This is a genomic window from Phyllobacterium zundukense (assembly GCF_002764115.1).
Classification (GTDB): Bacteria; Pseudomonadota; Alphaproteobacteria; order Rhizobiales; family Rhizobiaceae; genus Phyllobacterium; species Phyllobacterium zundukense.
On record NZ_CP017940.1, the window covers coordinates 416,225 to 434,347 of the forward strand.

21 protein-coding genes are annotated in these 18,123 nt (G+C 57.1%); 14 read left to right on the plus strand and 7 right to left on the minus strand.

The genetic code is table 11. The annotated features are described in order from the left end of the window. Window positions 1-144 precede the first annotated feature (144 nt). The 3 genes from BLM14_RS02080 to BLM14_RS02090 are packed head-to-tail and all read left to right on the plus strand — an operon-like array spanning window position 145 to window position 3,181. Window positions 145-765, plus strand: coding sequence for a shikimate kinase (locus BLM14_RS02080; RefSeq protein ID WP_099997876.1), 621 nt, complete (start codon window positions 145-147; stop codon window positions 763-765). Further along, window positions 762-1,895 (plus strand): 3-dehydroquinate synthase, encoded by a 1,134-nt coding sequence (aroB, locus tag BLM14_RS02085; protein ID WP_099997877.1) that lies wholly within the window; start codon window positions 762-764, stop codon window positions 1,893-1,895. Before BLM14_RS02080 ends, aroB begins: the two co-directional genes overlap by 4 nt. Continuing rightward, complete coding sequence (locus tag BLM14_RS02090) at window positions 1,892-3,181, plus strand: HlyC/CorC family transporter (protein ID WP_099997878.1); 1,290 nt, start codon at window positions 1,892-1,894, stop codon at window positions 3,179-3,181. Before aroB ends, BLM14_RS02090 begins: the two co-directional genes overlap by 4 nt. A 20-nt stretch (window positions 3,182-3,201) precedes the next feature. On the opposite strand, the gene BLM14_RS02095 is transcribed toward BLM14_RS02090, so the two are convergent. Beyond that, window positions 3,202-3,504 (minus strand): BolA family protein, encoded by a 303-nt coding sequence (locus BLM14_RS02095; RefSeq protein WP_099997879.1) that lies wholly within the window; start codon window positions 3,502-3,504, stop codon window positions 3,202-3,204. A gap of 133 nt (window positions 3,505-3,637) precedes the next feature. Between BLM14_RS02095 and BLM14_RS02100 the strand changes: the two genes are divergently transcribed. The 4 genes from BLM14_RS02100 to BLM14_RS02115 all read left to right on the plus strand — a co-directional run bounded on the left by BLM14_RS02100 (window position 3,638) and on the right by BLM14_RS02115 (window position 8,282). Then, window positions 3,638-4,291, plus strand: coding sequence for a J domain-containing protein (locus BLM14_RS02100; RefSeq protein ID WP_099997880.1), 654 nt, complete (start codon window positions 3,638-3,640; stop codon window positions 4,289-4,291). Between the two features lie 86 nt (window positions 4,292-4,377). Next, the gene (gene cobS, locus BLM14_RS02105) at window positions 4,378-5,364 is read left to right on the plus strand and encodes a cobaltochelatase subunit CobS (RefSeq protein ID WP_099997882.1); all 987 of its coding nucleotides are present in this window, start codon (window positions 4,378-4,380) and stop codon (window positions 5,362-5,364) included. A gap of 13 nt (window positions 5,365-5,377) precedes the next feature. After that, window positions 5,378-7,264 (plus strand): cobaltochelatase subunit CobT, encoded by a 1,887-nt coding sequence (gene cobT, locus BLM14_RS02110; protein WP_099997883.1) that lies wholly within the window; start codon window positions 5,378-5,380, stop codon window positions 7,262-7,264. A 1-nt stretch (window position 7,265) separates the two neighbouring features. Next, window positions 7,266-8,282 (plus strand): esterase-like activity of phytase family protein, encoded by a 1,017-nt coding sequence (locus BLM14_RS02115; RefSeq protein ID WP_099997884.1) that lies wholly within the window; start codon window positions 7,266-7,268, stop codon window positions 8,280-8,282. On the opposite strand, the gene BLM14_RS02120 is transcribed toward BLM14_RS02115, so the two are convergent. Together BLM14_RS02120 and rpmB are read right to left on the minus strand one after the other, a co-directional pair. Next, window positions 8,255-8,905, minus strand: a complete 651-nt coding sequence (locus tag BLM14_RS02120) for a queuosine precursor transporter (RefSeq protein WP_099997885.1) — start codon at window positions 8,903-8,905, stop codon at window positions 8,255-8,257. The two genes, BLM14_RS02115 and BLM14_RS02120, sit on opposite strands and share 28 nt — an antisense overlap. 98 nt (window positions 8,906-9,003) lie before the next feature. Further along, window positions 9,004-9,303 carry a 50S ribosomal protein L28 gene (gene rpmB, locus BLM14_RS02125; RefSeq protein ID WP_099997886.1) on the minus strand — a complete coding sequence of 100 codons (300 nt, stop codon included), beginning with the start codon at window positions 9,301-9,303 and terminating at the stop codon, window positions 9,004-9,006. Window positions 9,304-9,575: 272 nt separating this feature from the next. Between rpmB and BLM14_RS02130 the strand changes: the two genes are divergently transcribed. Both BLM14_RS02130 and yddG read left to right on the plus strand, forming a co-directional pair. Then, window positions 9,576-10,382, plus strand: coding sequence for a DUF3108 domain-containing protein (locus BLM14_RS02130; protein WP_099997887.1), 807 nt, complete (start codon window positions 9,576-9,578; stop codon window positions 10,380-10,382). Window positions 10,383-10,453: 71 nt separating this feature from the next. Continuing rightward, window positions 10,454-11,287: an aromatic amino acid exporter YddG gene (gene yddG / locus BLM14_RS02135; protein WP_237143507.1), complete on the plus strand. Its 834-nt coding sequence runs from the start codon at window positions 10,454-10,456 to the stop codon at window positions 11,285-11,287. A gap of 9 nt (window positions 11,288-11,296) precedes the next feature. Here yddG and BLM14_RS02140 read toward each other — a convergent pair whose 3' ends face one another. Together BLM14_RS02140 and gloB are read right to left on the minus strand one after the other, a co-directional pair. Further along, window positions 11,297-11,731, minus strand: a complete 435-nt coding sequence (locus BLM14_RS02140) for a cupin domain-containing protein (protein ID WP_099997889.1) — start codon at window positions 11,729-11,731, stop codon at window positions 11,297-11,299. Beyond that, window positions 11,731-12,516 carry a hydroxyacylglutathione hydrolase gene (gene gloB, locus BLM14_RS02145; protein WP_418314198.1) on the minus strand — a complete coding sequence of 262 codons (786 nt, stop codon included), beginning with the start codon at window positions 12,514-12,516 and terminating at the stop codon, window positions 11,731-11,733. The genes BLM14_RS02140 and gloB overlap by 1 nt, the downstream gene beginning before the upstream one ends. Before the next feature lie 94 nt (window positions 12,517-12,610). Between gloB and BLM14_RS02150 the strand changes: the two genes are divergently transcribed. After that, on the plus strand, window positions 12,611-13,351 hold the full coding sequence (locus BLM14_RS02150) for a class I SAM-dependent methyltransferase (protein ID WP_099997890.1): 741 nt from the start codon (window positions 12,611-12,613) through the stop codon (window positions 13,349-13,351). A gap of 102 nt (window positions 13,352-13,453) precedes the next feature. Here BLM14_RS02150 and metW read toward each other — a convergent pair whose 3' ends face one another. Together metW and metX are read right to left on the minus strand one after the other, a co-directional pair. Next, window positions 13,454-14,068, minus strand: a complete 615-nt coding sequence (gene metW / locus BLM14_RS02155) for a methionine biosynthesis protein MetW (RefSeq protein ID WP_099997891.1) — start codon at window positions 14,066-14,068, stop codon at window positions 13,454-13,456. Next, window positions 14,065-15,252, minus strand: coding sequence for a homoserine O-acetyltransferase MetX (gene metX / locus BLM14_RS02160; protein ID WP_099997892.1), 1,188 nt, complete (start codon window positions 15,250-15,252; stop codon window positions 14,065-14,067). Before metX ends, metW begins: the two co-directional genes overlap by 4 nt. A 195-nt stretch (window positions 15,253-15,447) precedes the next feature. Here metX and hisC point away from each other — a divergent pair, with 195 nt between their 5' ends. From hisC to BLM14_RS02180, 4 genes are all read left to right on the plus strand, one after another. Further along, window positions 15,448-16,554, plus strand: a complete 1,107-nt coding sequence (gene hisC / locus BLM14_RS02165) for a histidinol-phosphate transaminase (RefSeq protein WP_099997893.1) — start codon at window positions 15,448-15,450, stop codon at window positions 16,552-16,554. Between the two features lie 4 nt (window positions 16,555-16,558). Next, window positions 16,559-17,491, plus strand: coding sequence for a prephenate/arogenate dehydrogenase family protein (locus BLM14_RS02170; RefSeq protein WP_099997894.1), 933 nt, complete (start codon window positions 16,559-16,561; stop codon window positions 17,489-17,491). A 64-nt stretch (window positions 17,492-17,555) separates the two neighbouring features. Beyond that, on the plus strand, window positions 17,556-17,816 hold the full coding sequence (locus BLM14_RS02175) for a type II toxin-antitoxin system ParD family antitoxin (protein WP_099997895.1): 261 nt from the start codon (window positions 17,556-17,558) through the stop codon (window positions 17,814-17,816). Next, window positions 17,813-18,109, plus strand: coding sequence for a type II toxin-antitoxin system RelE/ParE family toxin (locus tag BLM14_RS02180; protein ID WP_099997896.1), 297 nt, complete (start codon window positions 17,813-17,815; stop codon window positions 18,107-18,109). Before BLM14_RS02175 ends, BLM14_RS02180 begins: the two co-directional genes overlap by 4 nt. Window positions 18,110-18,123 lie beyond the last annotated feature (14 nt).

The following is an 18,123-nucleotide window of genomic DNA, read 5'->3' on the forward strand; positions in this document are numbered from 1 at the left end:
TTCTGTTCGAATCGTCTTTGTCGGCTTCAGTTCGGTTCCATAATCCTGCAATCAAAACCCTTATGATTTGATGAAGCTGGCGAGACCGCGTCTAAAGCTATAGTTTGCTTGACGACAGCGCGGTTTTCCTGTCGAAACGCAATTATGAGCACTACTGACGACATCCTCGGGGCAACCCATATATCAGAGTTGGCGAAATCCATTCGAGAACGTCTTGGACATAGGTCAATCGTGCTTGTCGGATTGATGGGTGCAGGCAAATCCACGGTCGGCAAGAAGCTGGCGACTCTGGTTGAATTGCCGTTCTTCGATGCTGACCATGAGATTGAAAAAGTCTCGACCATGACTATTCCGGAACTCTTTGAATCCTATGGCGAGGCCGAATTCCGCGATCTTGAGCGGCGTGTCATTGCCCGCATGCTGGAAGACGGACCGATCGTGTTGGCGACTGGCGGCGGCGCCTACATGAATGATCAAACGCGCAGAGCCATTGCTTCAGACGGTATTTCGCTCTGGCTGAAGGCGGAACTCGATGTATTGATGGGACGTGTCGTTCGTAAACAAAACAGGCCACTCCTGAAGAACGACGATCCGCGGGGCGTGATGGAACGGCTGATGTCCGAGCGTTATCCTGTCTATGCCCTTGCCGACTTGACGGTAAATTCCCGCGAAGAAAAGAAAGAAGTCATCGCATTCGAAGCGATGCAGGCGATTGCCCAGCACCTGGACGGAATTGCCGTGACCAATAAGGAATCCGGTAAATGACCGACTTGACTGCCCTGAACGCAATCACCACGGTTCCCGTCAAGCTCGGCGATCGGTCCTATGACATTCTCATTGGAGCAGGTCTCATAGACCAGGCAGGACGCGAGATCGCCAAGCGCGCCAAATCTGTCCGGGTGGCTATCGTCACCGACGAAACGGTGGCTGGTCTGCACCTCGATCGCTTGATGCGGAGCCTGAGCGCTGCCGGCATCGACTCTACCGCCATTCTTGTAGCGCCAGGCGAGAAATCCAAGGGCTTTGCAACACTCGAAACCGTCACCAATGCAATCCTTGCCGCACGTCTGGAGCGCGGCGATATCGTGGTGGCGTTCGGTGGTGGTGTCATCGGTGATCTCGCGGGTTTTGCGGCCGGGATCGCTCGCCGTGGCATGGGGTTCATCCAGATGCCGACATCACTGCTGGCGCAGGTCGATTCCTCGGTCGGCGGGAAGACCGGCATCAACACGGCGCATGGCAAGAATCTCGTCGGTGTATTTTATCAGCCGCAGCTGGTTTTGGCCGATACGGATGTACTCGATACGCTTTCGCCGCGCGAATTTCGTGCCGGTTACGCGGAGGTCGCCAAATATGGCCTGATAGACAGACCGGATTTCTTCACCTGGCTTGAAAAAAACTGGCGAGGGATTTTCGATGGCGGTCCGGAGCGAACCGAGGCAATCGCGATATCATGCCGGTCCAAGGCGGATGTAGTGGCGCGGGACGAGCGCGAGACCGGAGATCGCGCCCTGCTTAATCTTGGACACACATTTGGTCACGCCTTGGAAACCGCCACGAACTATGATTCCGCACGGCTGGTGCACGGCGAAGGCGTTTCTATTGGTATGGTGCTCGCTCACCAGTTTTCCGCCAAGATGAATCTGGCGAGCCCTGATGATGCACGCCGCGTCGAGGCACATCTGCGTGGCGTGGGGCTTCCGGTGTCAATCGCTGGCATACCCGGCGATTTACCACCCGCAGAAAAATTGATGGACTATATTGCTCAGGACAAGAAGGTAGCGCGCGGGGCGCTAACCTTCATTCTCACGCGCGGTATCGGTCAGTCCTTCATTGCAAAAGATGTACCGCCATCCGCCGTATTGAGCTTCTTGCAGGAGAAACATCCAAAATGAACCTGGAAATCTGGATCTTTTGCGGAATTATATTCCTCTTGATCCTGATGTCTGCCCTGTTCTCGGGGTCTGAAACCGCTCTGACTGCTGTATCGCGCGCTCGAATGCACCGCCTGGCGAAGCGCGGCGACGACCGGGCGGCCGTGGTGGAAGCGCTAATCGAAAAGCGCGATCGGCTGATCGGTGTCATGTTGATAGGCAACAATCTCATTAACATTCTGGCATCATCGCTCACGACAAGCATGCTGCTCACCCTGTTCGGTCAGGCCGGTGTTGCCTACGCGACCGCGATCATGACCGTCCTTCTCGTTATTTTTGCAGAAGTCCTACCCAAATCCTGGGCCATTTCCAGTCCCGATCGCAATTCGCTCGCGCTTGTCCGGTTTGCCCAGATTGTCGTCATCCTGTTCGGCCCGCTTTCCGATCTCGTCAACTGGATCGTCCGCAAGATACTGGGATTGTTTGGTATTAATCTTGCGGCAGGGGCCTCGATGCTCTCGGCGCAGGAAGAGCTGCGCGGGGCAGTTGATCTGCTGCACAAGGAAGGGTCGGTTGTTAAACGCGACCGCGATCAAATCGGCGGACTGCTCGATCTGCGTGAACTCGAGGTCTATGACGTCATGATTCATCGGACCGATATGGATTCGGTCAATGCGGACGATCCGATCGAAACCATCATCAACCAGATTCTGGCGAGCCGCCACACCCGGATTCCCGTCTGGAAGGATGCGAATGACAATATTATCGGCGTCGTCCATGCCAAGGATCTTGTGAGGGCGATTCGTGATGCGAACCGGGATTTCTCCAAGATCAACATCATGAAAGTTGCGACGAAGCCGTGGTTCGTGCCGGACACAACAACGCTTCAGGATCAGCTCAATGCTTTCCTGCGGCGCAAGGCGCATATCGCCATTGTGGTCGATGAGTACGGCGATGTGCAGGGCCTGATTACACTGGAGGACATTCTGGAAGAAATCGTCGGCGACATCGCCGACGAACATGACATTGATGTACAAGGATGCCGTCCACAGCCGGATGGCTCCGTTCTGGTCGATGGTTCCGTACCGATCCGCGATCTCAATCGCGCCCTCGACTGGAACCTGCCTGATGCGGAAGCAACGACCATTGCCGGTCTCGTCATTCACGAAACACAGAGCATTCCGAAAGAGAAGCAGGCGTTCACCTTCCACGGCAAGCGCTTCACGATCCTACGGCGTGAAAAAAACCGTATCACGCGGCTCCGTATCCGCCCGCTTGAAGGCGATGACAAAGCAAAGCTGACCTAGATCAGGACCCCTTGAGGCGCTTAACGGCGCGTTGCTTCGCCGGGGGCAGCTGGTTCGAGCGCCAGCGCGTGTACACTACCCTTCAGTTCGTCCTGCAGCACGTCGTTGATCGCACGATGACGCGCGACCCGCGACATGCCGGCGAAAGCCTCCGCGACAATCCGCACGCGAAAATGCGTTTCGCCTGACCCATCAAATGTGCCATGATGATCGCTGTCGGAATGATGGTGACCAGCGTGGAGGTGGCTTTCATTGATGACTGCCAAAGAAACGGGATGAAAAGCCTGCGTCAGTTTGTTTTCGATCGCTGACTGAGTGGACATTTCGTTCTCCTGCGCCCATATGGTAGTTTCACTTGGCAAATCCGTACATGATCACAAATTTACCGCCATTTCAGGCGTTAGGTCGATCCATGGGTAAATGTCAATTCATGCTTAGCTAAGATAATCTGACTCGATGACCTCAAATTCGAAATATTTTGATAGCATCCGTATCCGGCCAAAGAAGGCGGATGAGGAAAAATCGCGCACTCCCGTGTGCCAGTGGGATGGGTGTGACAAGCCTGGCCCGCATCGTGCGCCGGTGGGCCGTGAGAAGGAAGGCGAGTTCTTCCATTTCTGCATCGACCATGTGCGTGAATACAATAAGGGCTATAATTATTTCTCCGGATTGTCCGACGCAGAAGTGGCGCGCTACCAGAAGGAAGCGCTGACGGGTGATCGTCCGACCTGGACCGTTGCCGGGCTGCCTGGCAGTGGAGCCGGCGCAAGCGCCAGTACGCGCGCCCAAGCCAGCGCCAGCGCCAAGACATCCCCTGACTTTTCGAAGTTGCGTTCTGGTCGCGCCGCCTATCAGAACAGATTCCGCGACCCCAACAGCGTATTCAATGAGGCGCGGGTGCATGTCCGCAAGCTCAAGCCATTGGAGTCGAAAGCACTGGATACGCTCGGGCTTGGCGCAAAAGCCACTGGCGAAGACATAAAGTCGCGCTATAAAGAACTTGTGAAGATCCATCACCCTGATGCTAATGGCGGTGATAGGGCTTCCGAGGATCGTTTCCGTGACGTAATCCAAGCCTATCAATTGCTCAAGGCGGCTGGTTTCTGCTAACCCGCGATTGAGCCGAATTCGGGACCTCATAGCGAGGTTTCAAACTATCTTTATGCGTCTGCCCGTGCAGTCGCGCTGGAGGCATGATGAATAAGGTTGATCGCGATATTGCGAATTTGCCGGATACAACGGTTTCTGCCGCAAAGCTGTTCGGTTTTGAAACCGATATGATGGTTCCTGCCTATAAGGCAGGCGACGCCTATGTGCCGGAAATCGATACGGACTATCTGTTCGACAAACAGACGACGCTCGCCATTCTGGCCGGCTTCGCCTACAACCGCCGCGTCATGGTTTCCGGCTATCACGGTACCGGTAAGTCGACCCACATCGAACAAGTCGCCGCCCGCCTCAACTGGCCCTGCGTGCGCGTCAACCTCGACAGCCATGTCAGCCGTATCGATCTCGTCGGCAAGGACGCGATCGTCGTCAAGGAAGGCATGCAGATCACGGAATTCCGCGATGGTATCCTGCCCTGGGCCTATCAGCACAATGTCGCTCTGGTTTTCGACGAATATGACGCAGGCCGTCCCGACGTGATGTTCGTGATCCAGCGTGTGCTCGAATCATCCGGCCGGCTGACCTTGCTCGACCAGAGCCGGGTTATTCGTCCGCATCCAGCCTTCCGCCTGTTCGCCACGGCTAACACGGTTGGTCTCGGCGATACGACAGGCCTTTATCATGGCACGCAGCAGATCAATCAGGCGCAGATGGACCGCTGGTCCATCGTGACGACACTCAATTATCTGCCGCATGACAATGAGGCAGCTATCGTTGCGGCAAAGGCCAAGCACTACCAGAACAAGGAAGGCAGGGAGATCATCTCCAAGATGGTCCGTGTCGCCGACATGACCCGCTCCGCCTTCATCAATGGCGATCTGTCGACGGTCATGAGTCCGCGTACGGTCATCACCTGGGCTGAAAATGCCGATATCTTCAAGGATGTCGGTTTCGCTTTCCGCCTGACTTTCCTCAATAAATGCGATGAACTGGAACGCCCGATCGTTGCCGAATTCTATCAGCGCGCCTTTGGCAAGGAACTGCCGGAATCCACGGCCAACGTCGTCATAAGCTGAGCATCACGGAAAAATGGCAGGTCCGGGAGACAATTCACGCGCAAATCCGAAGGGTCCGGTTGATTCCGAGCCTTTCAAGCGTGCCGTTACGGCGTGCATGCGTGCGATCGCTGGCGACCATGAGATGGAAGTCAGCTTCGGTAACGACAAGCCTGCGCTGACCGGGCATCGTGCCCGGCTTCTTGATTTGCCCAAGCGTCCGTCTGCCAATGATATTGCGATTACCCGCGGCATTGGCGATTCGATGGCGTTGCGCAAGGCGTGCCACAACGACCGTATTCATGCCACGCTTGCGCCGGAAGGCAAACAGGCCAGGGCGATCTTCGATGCCGTCGAACAGGCACGCGTCGAAGCGATCGGCGCATTGCGCATGGATGGCGTTGCCGAGAACCTGACGTCGATGCTGGCGGACAAATATGCCCGCGCCAATTTCCCGGCGATCACCGACAAGGCGGAGGCCCCGCTCGAAGAAGCAGTCGCGCTGCTGGTTCGTGAAAAGCTGACAGGACGCAAGGCGCCCGAATCGGCCGGCAATGTGCTCGATCTCTGGCGCGACTGGATCGAGGAAAAGGCTGCGACCGATCTTGATCATTTGACTTCCAAGATCAACGATCAGAATGCCTTCGCCCGTGTCGTACGCGAAATGCTGGCTTCCATGGAAATGGCTGAAGAGCTTGCTCAGGAAAGCGAGCAGGACGATAGCCAGGACAACGAAGACGCGCCCGAGCCTGAAGAGAACAACGAAGGTGGCTCTGAGGAGGATCAGGGCAGCGATTCGTCCGAGAGCGATGATTCCGACACATCCAGCGATGATAGCCAGGCCGGCGAGACGGAGGCCGCAGATGCATCGTCCGACGATATGGATGAGGATTCGGATGCTGATGCGGAAATACCCGGCGAGGCGCGCCGTCCCAACCCGCCGTTCTCCAATCTTGGCAGTGAAAGCGGATACAAGATTTTCACCCAGGAGTTCGACGAGACGACGGATGCGGAAGAGCTCTGCGATGAGGCGGAGCTGGAACGCCTGCGGGCATTTCTCGACAAGCAGCTTGCCAATCTTTCCGGTGTTGTCGGCCGGCTGGCAAACAGGCTGCAGCGCCGCCTGATGGCACAACAGAACCGCTCGTGGGATTTCGATCTGGAAGAAGGCTATCTCGATTCAGCCCGCCTCGTGCGCATCGTGATCGACCCGACACAGCCGCTTTCCTACAAGCAGGAACGCGATACGGATTTCCGCGATACAGTCGTGACGTTGCTGATCGACAATTCCGGATCGATGCGTGGCCGGCCGATTACCGTTGCCGCTACATGCGCCGACATTCTGGCGCGCACGCTGGAGCGTTGCGGCGTGAAGGTGGAAATCCTCGGCTTCACCACTAAAGCCTGGAAGGGCGGCCAAGCGCGCGAGGCATGGCTGGAGCGTGGCAAGCCCGCCAATCCCGGGCGTCTCAATGATTTGCGCCATATTGTCTACAAGCGCGCGGACGCCCCGTGGCGGCGCTCACGGCGCAATCTCGGCCTGATGATGCGTGAAGGTCTCCTGAAGGAGAACATCGACGGTGAAGCGCTGATCTGGGCGCATCAACGCCTCCTGAGCCGTCCCGAGCAGCGTCGTATCCTGATGATGATTTCCGATGGTGCGCCGGTCGATGACTCCACCTTGTCGGTCAATCCCGGCAACTATCTCGAACGGCATTTGCGTGCGGTGATCGAAGAGATCGAGACGCGTTCGCCGGTTGAACTGATCGCCATTGGTATCGGACACGATGTGACGCGTTACTACCGCCGCGCCGTTACTATCGTCGATGCCGAGGAACTCGCAGGTGCCATGACCGAGCAACTGGCCTCCTTGTTTGAAGAGCAGGAGCGGCAGACTGCAAAAAAGTCAGCGCGGCGATAATATGAATCGGATCGCGCTGTTTTTTCGGCGCGCACCGCTATTTTGTACAGTTCCATTTCTCTTTGTTGCGACCGCCCTGGCCGAGGACAGTGCGGTTTCTCCCGCCGTCATAACATCCCAGGTCATTTCAAATTTTCGTATCGGATCGTCCGATACCCGCTTCGGCGCGCTGGAGTTTGTCGGTGGTCTGGAAATGACCTCTGCCAATCGCGAATTCAGTGGTCTATCCGCATTTCGCTATCTGGATTCGGGAAAAGAATTTCTAGGTATCACCGATACCGGTCTTTGGTATGCAGGCAAGATGTTGCGCGATGAGCGGGGCAGGCCTGCTTCAATCAATGATTTTCGCCTAGCGCCGATCCAGAGCGAAGAGGGATTGCCGGTCGAGGGTAAGTGGAACTCCGACGCGGAGGGCATGAGCGTTTCCGGCCAGACCGCTACGGTGTCGTTCGAACGCATCCATCGCATCGCAGAGTTTGCCCTGGACCTCGAGAACTTCGCGTCGAAGCCGAAGGACATTCCTCTGCCGATACCGAAGAACGAACTGCGCAACAATCGCGGCATTGAAACCATAGCCTACGCGCCAGTTTCCAGCCCTTTGCAGGGCGCGCGGGTGGCAGTGACCGAGAAGAGCATCAACGGGGCGGGCGACATGTTTGCCGCCGTGCTCGAGGGACCGCGAGAGGGGATTTTCTATGTCAAGCGGCTCGACGATTTCGATATTAGCGACGGTGACTTTCTTCCCAACGGCGACCTGCTGTTGCTGGAGCGGCGCTTCAGTATCTCCAGCGGGGTAACATTGCGCATTCGCCGTATTGCCGCGGAGGATATCGGGCCCGGCGCTACGGTGGACGGGCCCTTCATCCTGCAAGCGGATATGCGCGATCAGATCGACAATATGGAAGGGCTCGATGTGTGGCAGGCCGAGGACGGGAGTACCCGCCTCTCGCTGGTGTCAGATGACAACCATTCGATCGTCCAGCGTAATCTTTATCTGGAATTCCGGTTGGCGGAGTAGATGGCGGGGGCGAAGATGGCGAGGATAGCGCCATAAGGCACCAGCATCACGATCGCCATCACCATCTTGACCATGAGGTCGCCAAAGCCGAGCGACATCCACAACGGAATCTCCGTGCCGAAGAATGGTACGAGCATGGCGAGGGATGAGTCTGTCTGACCAGTCGCCGCATCGATCCAGGCGAAGTTCGCGGCAAAGGCAATCGAGAAAAAAAGCAGCGTATCGAGAAGCGAGCCAAAGATGGCGGAGGCGAAGGGCGCCTTCCACCACGTCAGCTGCCGCAATTTATTGAAAACAGTGATGTCGAGAAGCTGGGCAGTCAGGAAGGCGGTGCCGGATGCAATCGCGATGCGCGGCGTCGCCAGCCAGATCGACAGGATAACCGCGATAGCGAACCCCACATAGACGACCTTGCGCGCAAAGGCTGGGCCAAAGCGCCGATTGGCCAGATCATTGACGAGAAAGGCAATCGGATAGGTGAAGGCACCGTAGGTGAGTATATCGTCCAATCCGAAATGATCGAAAGGATACTGAACCAGGATATTGGACGCAGCAACGACCCCGCACATGGCGAGGACTGGAAGAATGAAGTCCGACGGGGAATAAGCGCTTTTGAGCGGCATTTTTTTATCCTGGGTAATGGAACCAGCAGCGGTGATGGCGACAGCAATAAGGCCAGCCGAAGCTGGCCTCAATCACAAATGAAGCGGGTGCTAGCTAATTAAGCAGCGACCGGAGCTTCAAGAAGCTTCTTGGCAATCTGACGCTTCAGGAGACGAGCGCGCTGCGACAGCTCCTTCTCGTCGGCCTTGACCAGGAACGCATCCAGGCCACCGCGATGCTCGACGCTGCGCAGGGCATGGGCCGAAACGCGCAGACGGAAGCTCTGACCGAGAGCTTCGGAGATCAGTGTTACATGGCAAAGATTTGGCAAAAAGCGGCGGCGCGTTCTGTTGTTCGCGTGGCTCACATTGTTACCGTACTGTACCGATTTAGCGGTCAATTCACATGTGCGGGACATTGGGTCTCACCTTCAAATTTCATTACCTATAGCCCGAATGTTTCTTGTTACCATCGCACGTCGCCGTGCAGCGGCGCGCTTATCGGACAGGCGGCCTATTGGGAAGTCGCGTTTCTATAGTGATATGAGCCGCGCGCGTCAAGTGCGCTTCTGCCCTGTTTGGCACAGCTTTTGCGTAACTGTGCTTGCTTTTATATGTTTATCACAACTTTGCCTGCTTTATACGGTCGAACGAATGCTGCAGGGACTGCTTTGGACGGGAATGACAGAGAATGAAAGCCAAGCGGCATTTTTCCAGCCGGGTAATTGTAACAGTTCCCTTGGCCGCGATTGTACTGATGGCGGCTGCACCGGCCCGGGCGGCCCAATCCTATCAGACAGATTATCGCGTTTCGCTGTTTGGCCTGTCGATCGCCAAGGCGAATTTTTCGACTGTTGTATCGGACGGCGGCGCCTATAAGGTAACCGGCAAGCTTTCCAGTTCGGGACTGGCCAGTCTGTTTGACGACACCAATGGCGAGCTCGATGTGACCGGGCAGTTAGCCAAGAACGGCCCGGTGCCGAATTCCTATGTGGTCAAATACAGGCACGGTAAGCGCGACAAGAGCACCTCCATCGCCTTTACCAATGGGAATGTGACGAATACGACCAATGTTCCACCCATCAACAAGAAGAAGAACTGGGTCGAGCTGTCGCCTGCCGATCTTCAATCTGTGGCCGATCCGATTTCCGGGGTGATGGTCTCGGCGAGCAGTCTCGATAAGGTCTGCAAGCAGACGCTGCATCTCTATGACGGTCAGACGCGCGTCGATCTCAAACTCTCTCCTTCCGGCGGTGCAAAGCCCTTTGCCACCCAAGGTTTCAAAGGGGACGCTATCACTTGCACCGCGAAATTTGTCCCGATCGCCGGCTATCAGTCAGGGCGAAAGGCCATCGAATATCTGAAAAATTCGAGCAGGATCAGTCTCACCTTTGCATCGTTCGGCAAGTCCGCTATTTATTCGCCGGTGCAGGCCAAGATTGGCACGCAGATCGGTACGGTAGCTGTTTACGCAACCCGTTTCGAAAAGACACAATAAACGCGGCTGGGCGCCGCTTTCGAATTTGGGAGCGCTGCTTGGCTACGTTTGTTGGATTCCTTGCGATCATCATGTGGGCAATGCTCGCGCTTTTCACCGATGTTTCGGGCAAGGTGCCGCCGTTTCAGCTGACAGCCATGACTTTCGCTATCGGTGCAAGTCTGGGACTGATCTCCTGGATCTGGCGCCCCGGGGCCGCGCAGCATCTGCGCCAACCGGCAAAGGTGTGGCTGCTCGGCGTTGTCGGGCTATTCGGCTATCACTTCCTCTATTTCACGGCGCTGCGTAACGCTCCGGCAGTGGATGCCAGTCTGATCGCTTATCTTTGGCCGCTGTTCATCGTGGTTGGGTCGGCGCTGATGCCGGGTGAACGGCTTCGCTGGTTCCATATTGTCGGCACGCTGCTGGGACTGTCGGGAACGGTGCTGATCATTACCAAGGGCGGTGGCGTTGGCTTTGATGCCCAGTACAGCTTCGGCTATGCGATGGCGGGGCTATGTGCGCTGACCTGGGCTGCATATTCGCTGTTGTCGCGACGCTTTGCAAACGTACCAACTGACGCGGTAACCGGTTTCTGTGTGGCGACATCGGTACTTTCGCTGATTTCGCATTTGCTGCTGGAGCAGACCGTCTGGCCAGAAGGGATCATCCAGTGGCTCGCCGTACTGGGGCTGGGGCTCTTTCCGGTCGGCGCTGCGTTCTACGTCTGGGACTATGGCGTCAAGCGCGGCAATATTCAGGTGCTCGGCGCATCGAGCTATGCAGCACCACTACTGTCGACGCTTGTGCTGATTATCGCTGGCGTGACCGAACCGACAACACGCGTCCTGCTTGCCTGCCTGCTGATCACGCTTGGCGCAGTTCTGGCGGCCAAGGAAATGCTGCTCAAACGCCGGTCGGCTTAGGCCTTGACCCTACGGCTCCCAGCCCGGCTCGGCCAGCTCGAATTGGGCAAAATCGAAGCCGGGTGCGACAGTGCAACCAACAAGTGTCCAGTCGCCAAGGCTCGTAGCGGTCTGCCATTGACCAGCTGGAACAATGGCTTGCGGGCGCTCGCCAGCCGCCAGGTCGAGTCCTAGCCTGTGCGTCTCATGCGGAGAGCCCTCGAACGCAATGGTCAGAAGCAGGGACGCGCCGCCATACCAGTGCCAGACCTCAGCCGCATCCTTGACCCGGTGCCAGGCCGAGACTTCGCCCTTTTCCAGAAGGAAATAGATGGCTGTCGAATGGCCGCGTCCACCGGCGGGCCAGCCATTCTCATTGTCACGAAATGTTTGCACGTAAGAACTGCCTTCGGGATGCGGCTCGAGGCCAAGATGCCGGCGAATTTCGTCTGCTGTCAGTACCATCAGAAATTGTCCTTGCGCTTACGGATCTCGGTAAAGACCGCTTCGTCGCTCGCCTCTTCCATCTTAAGATTTCTGCGGATCGCGGGATCATGCCACCGGAGAAACGGATTGGTCGCCATTTCCCGAAGGACCGTCGTTGGCAATGTCGGCTGGCCGGCTTCGCGCAGCGCCATGATTTCCCGGGCGCGTTCCTTGAGCGCTGAGTTTTCCGGGTCGATCGTCAAAGCGAAGCGGGCATTGCTCTCGCTATACTCATGACCGCAATAGATCTCCGTCTCGACCGGCAATGCGATCAACCGCTGCAGCGACTTGAACATGGTCGCCGGAGTCCCTTCGAAAAGGCGGCCGCATCCGAGCGAGAACAACGTATCTCCGGTGAAAGCAACCTTGGCAGCCGGAATATGGAACGATATCTCACCAGCCGTATGGCCCGGTGTCGAGATCACATCCACGCTGAAATTGCCGAACTGGAACCGCTCGCCGTGGCTGACGGCGCGATCGATGCCCGGTATCTGGGCTCTTTCGTCATGAGGTCCGATAATCTCCACGCCGAACCGTTTCTTCAGGGCGAGATTGGCCTCGACATGATCGGCATGATGGTGAGTCGTGAAGATATGCGTCAGCGTCCAGCCGCGGCGGCGCAGCGCATCGAGAATAGGCTTTTCTTCAGGTGCATCGATGGAGGCGGTCAGATTAGCCTCCGGATCGTGGATCAGGACGCCAAAATTGTCGGTTCTGGCAGTAAATTGTTCGATTTGCAGATGGGACATGGTCATTCTCTTCATGCTTGCTCCATGCAGGATAGTCCGCATTCGGACAGGCGCAACCCATGTTCCAGCCATTTCTTGATGTTCCTGTTTGTCATGTTAGGTTGCGGCCATGCATCTCGACATCATCGATCTTCGCGCTTTCTATGCTTCCACGCTCGGCCATCTGGCCGAGCGCTCGATTACCATGGCGCTGGCACCCATCTGGCCAAAGCTGCCGGGAGAGCGTCTCGTGGGTCTCGGCTATGCCGTTCCCTATCTTGACCGCTTTCGTGGCGATACCGAGCGCACCTTCGCTTTCATGCCCGCCGGGCAGGGTGCCGTCAGCTGGCCGCCTGCTGAGCCGTCCTCTACCGCGTTGATTTTCGAAGAAGATTTGCCCTTGCCGGATTCGGCTGTCGACAGAGTGTTGATGGTGCACGCGCTGGAACATGCCGAGGATCCACGCGAAACGCTGAAAGAAATGTGGCGGGTGCTGGCGCCCAACGGGCGGCTGGTTGTCGTCGTTCCCAATCGGCGTGGGCTTTGGGCGCGCTTCGAGCACACTCCGTTCGGCAGCGGGCGGCCCTATAGCCGGGGTCAGCTGACCCGCATTTTACGCGAGGCGAATTTCACCCCCGGTCCCTGGGCCGAGGCGCTGTTCTTCCCGCCATCGTCGCGGCGCTGGATGATGCGCCCCGCGGCCCTGTTCGAGCGGATGGGCCGGCGCTTCTGGCCAATGTTCTCGGGCGTGCTAATTGTCGAGGCGCAAAAACGCATCTATCAGGGGCTGCCGGTGGCCAAGCGTACCTCGCGGCGCGTGTTCGTGCCTGTCCTCTCGCCGCAAGGCACGGCCAGCGCCAGTTCGCGTTGACACAACCAAATTACCCGCTTGGGTTTAGATTCTTGCACCAGAATCGTGAATTCTTGTACGAGAATCGAATGGTTTTAGGCGATTTCTGTCAGGAATGCCGAATCAGCGTTTGAGAAGGAACACCGCTTGCTGGCCGAAGAGGTTCCAGAATCCCCAGGGCATGTTGAAGCCAAGCCGTCCGCCAAAAGCGTTGAGCGCGACAGCCGATTCCACATGCGCACCGACCTCCTTGGTCATGTCGACAAAATCGTTGATGGTGCAGAAGTGGATGTTGGGCGTGTCATACCAACTATAGGGCAGGTCCTTTGTCACCGGCATACGTCCATTGATGGCGAGCGAAGCCCGCACGCGCCAATGGCCGAAATTCGGGAAGGAGACGATGGCCTTTTCGCCGATGCGCAGGAGTTCGGTCAGAACATTCTTAGGGTTGCGGGTGGCCTGCAAAGTCTGCGACAGGATCACGTAGTCGAAGCCGGCATCGGGGTAATATTTCAGGTCACTGTCAGCGTCGCCCTGAATGACAGACAGGCCACGCGCGACGGATTCGTTGACGCCCTTTTGCGACAGCTCGACACCGCGGCCATCGACGCCCTTGGTGGTTTGCAGCAGCTCCAGCAATTCACCGTCGCCACAGCCGACGTCAAGCACACGTGAGCCGGGCTCGACCAGTGAGGCGATGACATCAAAGTCGACGCGGGGATGGACGTTGACGCTCATGAGGCAATAAGCCCCTTCGCCCGGGCCGCTGAACGGATGAACCCGTTGATGGCGGAGAACATCTCCGGCTCATCCAGCAGGAAAGCATCATGGCCGCGATCGGATTCGATCTCGACAAAGGAAACGGAGGCTCCCGCCGCATTCAGCGCATGGGCGACGGTGCGGCTTTCGCTGGTGGGGAACAGCCAGTCACTGGTGAAGGAAACAATGCAGAAGCGAGTCTTTGATCCGGCGAAGGCATCGGCCAGGCGGCCTTCATGCTCCGCCGCAAGATCGAAGTAATCCATGGCGCGGGTCATGTAGAGATAGGAGTTGGGATCGAAACGCTCGACGAAGCTCATGCCCTGGTAGCGCAAATAGCTCTCGATCTGGAAATCCGCATCGAAGCCGAAGGTCACATTCTGCCGGTCCTGCAAATTGCGCCCGAACTTGCGGTGCAAGGCGGTCTCGGAAAGATAGGTGATATGCGCCGCCATGCGGGCGACGGAGAGGCCCTTGCGCGGAACGGTTCCTGCTTCGAGATAGCGGCCTTCCTTCCACTCGGGGTCAGCCATGACGGCCTGACGCCCTACTTCGTGGAAAGCGATATTCTGCGAGGAGTGACGCGCACCGGTTGCAATGGCAACAGCCGCAAACACCTTATCGGAATGGCTCGACGCCCATTCGAGGACCTGCATGCCGCCCATCGAGCCGCCGATAACGGCAAAGAGCTGCTCGATGCCAAAATGGTCCACGAGCATGGCTTGAGCCCGCACCATGTCGGCGATGGTGATGACCGGCAGATCAAGCGCATAGGCCTTGCCTGTTTCCGGGTTGATCGAGGCGGGGCCGGTTGAACCAAGGCACCCGCCAAGGACATTGGAACAGAGAACAAAATAGCGATCCGTGTCGACAGGTTTGCCGGGGCCGACAAGCGTTTCCCACCAGCCCGGCTTGCCGGTGACGGGATGCAGATTGGCAACATGCTGGTCACCGGTCAGCGCATGACAGATCAGGATCGCATTGGATTTGTCTGCGTTGAGCTCGCCATAGGACTGGTAGGCGATGCGAAAGGGCGACAGTGAAACGCCGCTATCGAGGTGCAGCGGCTTGTCAGCCCCAAACTCCACCACCGGACTGTGGGGATTTGTAGCTTCCAGGCTTTTCTGATCGTTCTTGGGCGCTGATCGGCTGGTTTTGGTCATGATTACGCAGTTTAGAGCGAGGTGCCGGGTAGGTATGGTTGCAGTACGTGCAAAGTCAATGGTTTCTTTGCATTTCAAAGGTTCTCAAACCCTCGCGGAGCAACTTGTTCTCGACATGAGGCTCTTTGGCAGCTATGTCCGCACGGTTGCTTTTGCCAGCAAAGACCATCGATCGAACGATGTTACGGATCAATCATGACCACGACAGTTAAAGACATGCGCCCCACCCCGAAAGCCGGTTTGCTGGACATTGCAGCATATGTCCCCGGCAAGGAACATGCTCCCGGTGTTGCAAAAGTCTACAAGCTGTCGTCCAATGAAACGCCGCTTGGCGCCAGCAAGCAAGCAATCGATGCCTATCGTGCGGCGGCGGAGCGGCTGGAGATTTACCCGGACGGCCAGGCAACGGCGTTGAAAAAAGCCATTGCCGATGTCCATGGTTTGAACGCCGACAATATTCTTTGTGGTAATGGCTCTGACGAGTTGCTCGGTCTCCTGTGCCAGACCTATCTTTCGCCGGGTGATAAAGCCATTTACACCGAGCACGGCTTCATGGTGTACAAGATCTACATCATGGCTGCGGGAGCGACACCGGTCGTAGCCAAGGAAAACAATGAGCGTGCCGAGGTCGACGCCATCCTGAGCGCGGTGACCCCACATACGAAGATCGTGTTTCTGGCCAACCCGAACAATCCGACCGGTACATACCTGCCTTTCGAAGAAGTGCGCCGCCTGCATGCTGGCCTGCCGAAGAACGTATTGCTGGTGCTCGACGCCGCCTATGCGGAATATGTGCGCCGCAATGATTATGAGGCCGGTGTCGAACTGGTCTCGTCATGTGAAAACGTCGTGATGACCCGCACCTTTTCCAAGATTCATGGCCTCGCCGCTCTTCGTATCGGCTGGATGTTCGCGCCGGCTCACGTCATCGATGCGGTGAACCGCATTCGCGGTCCGTTCAATCTGAACTCGGCAGCAATCGTTGCCGGTGCTGCAGCAATCCGCGATCGTGCGCATGTCGATCAAGCCGTGGCTTTCAATGAAAAATGGCTGCCCTGGCTGACAGAGCAGCTGACGGCTCTTGGCCTGCGCGTCACGCCGTCGGTCGGAAATTTCGTACTCGTGCATTTCCCCGATAATGCGGCGAAGTCGGCTGAGAAGGCCGACGCCTACCTCACGAGCAAGGGCTATATTTTGCGCCGCGTTACGGGATACGGATTTCCGAACGCGTTGCGCCTTACCATCGGATCCGAAGAAGCCAATCGCGGCGTAGTCGCCGCACTCTCCGAATTCCTGAAGTAAAACAATGTCCAAAGTTCATTTCGACACCATCGCACTGATCGGCATCGGCCTTATCGGTTCGTCGCTGGCACGCGTCATCAAGCGCGAAGGCCTCGCCGGTCATATCGTCATCTCCACCCGCAGTGAAAGCACCCTGGCACGGGCCGAGGAACTGGGCCTCGGCGACAGCTACGCCCTCGATAGTGCCGAGGCAGTGAAGAACGCCGATCTCGTCATCATCTCGGTCCCCGTTGGCTCATCAGGCGCGATTGCCCGGCAGATTGCCGGTTCGTTGAAACCGGGAGCCATTGTTACCGATGTCGGCTCGACCAAGGGCTCGGTCATTGCACAGATGCAACCGGAACTTCCGGCGCATGTGCATTTCATTCCGGGCCACCCGCTCGCCGGAACGGAGTATTCCGGCCCCGACGCCGGCTTTGCCGAACTCTTCGCCAATCGCTGGTGCATCCTGACACCCCTGGAAGGGACCGATCCCGTTGCCATCGACCGGCTGACGAAATTCTGGGAAGCCTGCGGGTCGCGGCTCGATACGATGGACCCGGTCCATCATGACCGGGTTCTCGCCATCGTCTCGCACCTTCCGCATCTCATTGCCTACAACATCGTCGGGACGGCGAGCGATCTCGAAGAAGTGACGAATTCCGAAGTTATCAAATATTCGGCATCAGGTTTTCGCGATTTCACCCGCCTGGCCGCTTCGGACCCGACTATGTGGCGCGATGTCTGCCTGCATAACAAGGAAGCGATCCTTGAAATGCTGGCACGGTTTTCAGAGGATCTGGCATCACTCCAGCGCTCGGTTCGCTGGGGAGATGGAGACGCGCTGTTCGACCTGTTCACGCGCACACGTGCCGTGCGGCGGGGCATCATCGATGCCGGTCAGGAAGTGGACGCTCCGGACTTCGGCCGCCAGCAAGCCAGCCATCCGACCAAGTGAGCACCTATAATTCACTTGATAACTGTTATCGAATGTCCGCATAATAGTTATGGAGGTGTAGCGAATGGCTCACAGTGTCGAACTTGGCAATCTCGAATCCGTGGTTAACCGGCTGGTCGAAACCGGTCGGTACAACTCGAAGAGCGAGGTTTTGCGGGAAGGTATCCGCCTTGTCGATGAAAAGGAAAAGCATCTGGCATTGCTCGATGCTGCCTTGGCTCGCGGTTTGGCGGATGTCGAGGCGGGCCGTGTCAGGCCGGCTGAGGATGTCTTAAACGAATTGAAAGCGCGTTACGCCAACATGGCAAAAGAACGAGGCCTTTGAAGGTTATTTTCACAGAGGAAGCACGCCAAGACTTGTTCGCGATCGGCGATTACATTGCTGGCGACAACCCCCGGAGAGCATTGACCTTTGTGAACGAACTGCAGGCTCATTGCGTGTCCATTGGGGATTTCCCCGAATCCAGCCCGTTGCTATCACGCCATGAGGAGACAAAGATAAGGCGGGCGGTTCATGGCAGCTACGCGATATTTTATGTTGGCGGTCTGGAAGCAGTTATTATTTTGCGCGTCCTCAACAGTTCCATGAACTATGAACGGTTCCTGTTTGAGGAATAATAGAGCCTTTCAGT

Bases quoted from the DNA above. Each gene is read 5' to 3' on its own strand.
- cobS (WP_099997882.1), top strand. From the start codon at position 4,378: ATGAATAAGGTTGATCGCGATATTGCGAATTTGCCGGATACAACGGTT.
- cobT (WP_099997883.1), top strand. From the start codon at position 5,378: ATGGCAGGTCCGGGAGACAATTCACGCGCAAATCCGAAGGGTCCGGTT.
- rpmB (WP_099997886.1), bottom strand. From the start codon at position 9,303: ATGTCCCGCACATGTGAATTGACCGCTAAATCGGTACAGTACGGTAAC.
- BLM14_RS02095 (WP_099997879.1), bottom strand. From the start codon at position 3,504: ATGTCCACTCAGTCAGCGATCGAAAACAAACTGACGCAGGCTTTTCAT.
- BLM14_RS02170 (WP_099997894.1), top strand. From the start codon at position 16,559: ATGTCCAAAGTTCATTTCGACACCATCGCACTGATCGGCATCGGCCTT.
- BLM14_RS02100 (WP_099997880.1), top strand. From the start codon at position 3,638: ATGACCTCAAATTCGAAATATTTTGATAGCATCCGTATCCGGCCAAAG.
- metX (WP_099997892.1), bottom strand. From the start codon at position 15,252: ATGACCAAAACCAGCCGATCAGCGCCCAAGAACGATCAGAAAAGCCTG.
- yddG (WP_237143507.1), top strand. From the start codon at position 10,454: ATGTGGGCAATGCTCGCGCTTTTCACCGATGTTTCGGGCAAGGTGCCG.
- BLM14_RS02130 (WP_099997887.1), top strand. From the start codon at position 9,576: ATGAAAGCCAAGCGGCATTTTTCCAGCCGGGTAATTGTAACAGTTCCC.
- metW (WP_099997891.1), bottom strand. From the start codon at position 14,068: ATGAGCGTCAACGTCCATCCCCGCGTCGACTTTGATGTCATCGCCTCA.
- BLM14_RS02120 (WP_099997885.1), bottom strand. From the start codon at position 8,905: ATGCCGCTCAAAAGCGCTTATTCCCCGTCGGACTTCATTCTTCCAGTC.
- hisC (WP_099997893.1), top strand. From the start codon at position 15,448: ATGACCACGACAGTTAAAGACATGCGCCCCACCCCGAAAGCCGGTTTG.
- BLM14_RS02080 (WP_099997876.1), top strand. From the start codon at position 145: ATGAGCACTACTGACGACATCCTCGGGGCAACCCATATATCAGAGTTG.
- BLM14_RS02140 (WP_099997889.1), bottom strand. From the start codon at position 11,731: ATGGTACTGACAGCAGACGAAATTCGCCGGCATCTTGGCCTCGAGCCG.
- aroB (WP_099997877.1), top strand. From the start codon at position 762: ATGACCGACTTGACTGCCCTGAACGCAATCACCACGGTTCCCGTCAAG.
- BLM14_RS02115 (WP_099997884.1), top strand. From the start codon at position 7,266: ATGAATCGGATCGCGCTGTTTTTTCGGCGCGCACCGCTATTTTGTACA.
- BLM14_RS02090 (WP_099997878.1), top strand. From the start codon at position 1,892: ATGAACCTGGAAATCTGGATCTTTTGCGGAATTATATTCCTCTTGATC.
- BLM14_RS02150 (WP_099997890.1), top strand. From the start codon at position 12,611: ATGCATCTCGACATCATCGATCTTCGCGCTTTCTATGCTTCCACGCTC.
- gloB (WP_418314198.1), bottom strand. From the start codon at position 12,516: ATGAAGAGAATGACCATGTCCCATCTGCAAATCGAACAATTTACTGCC.
- BLM14_RS02175 (WP_099997895.1), top strand. From the start codon at position 17,556: ATGGCTCACAGTGTCGAACTTGGCAATCTCGAATCCGTGGTTAACCGG.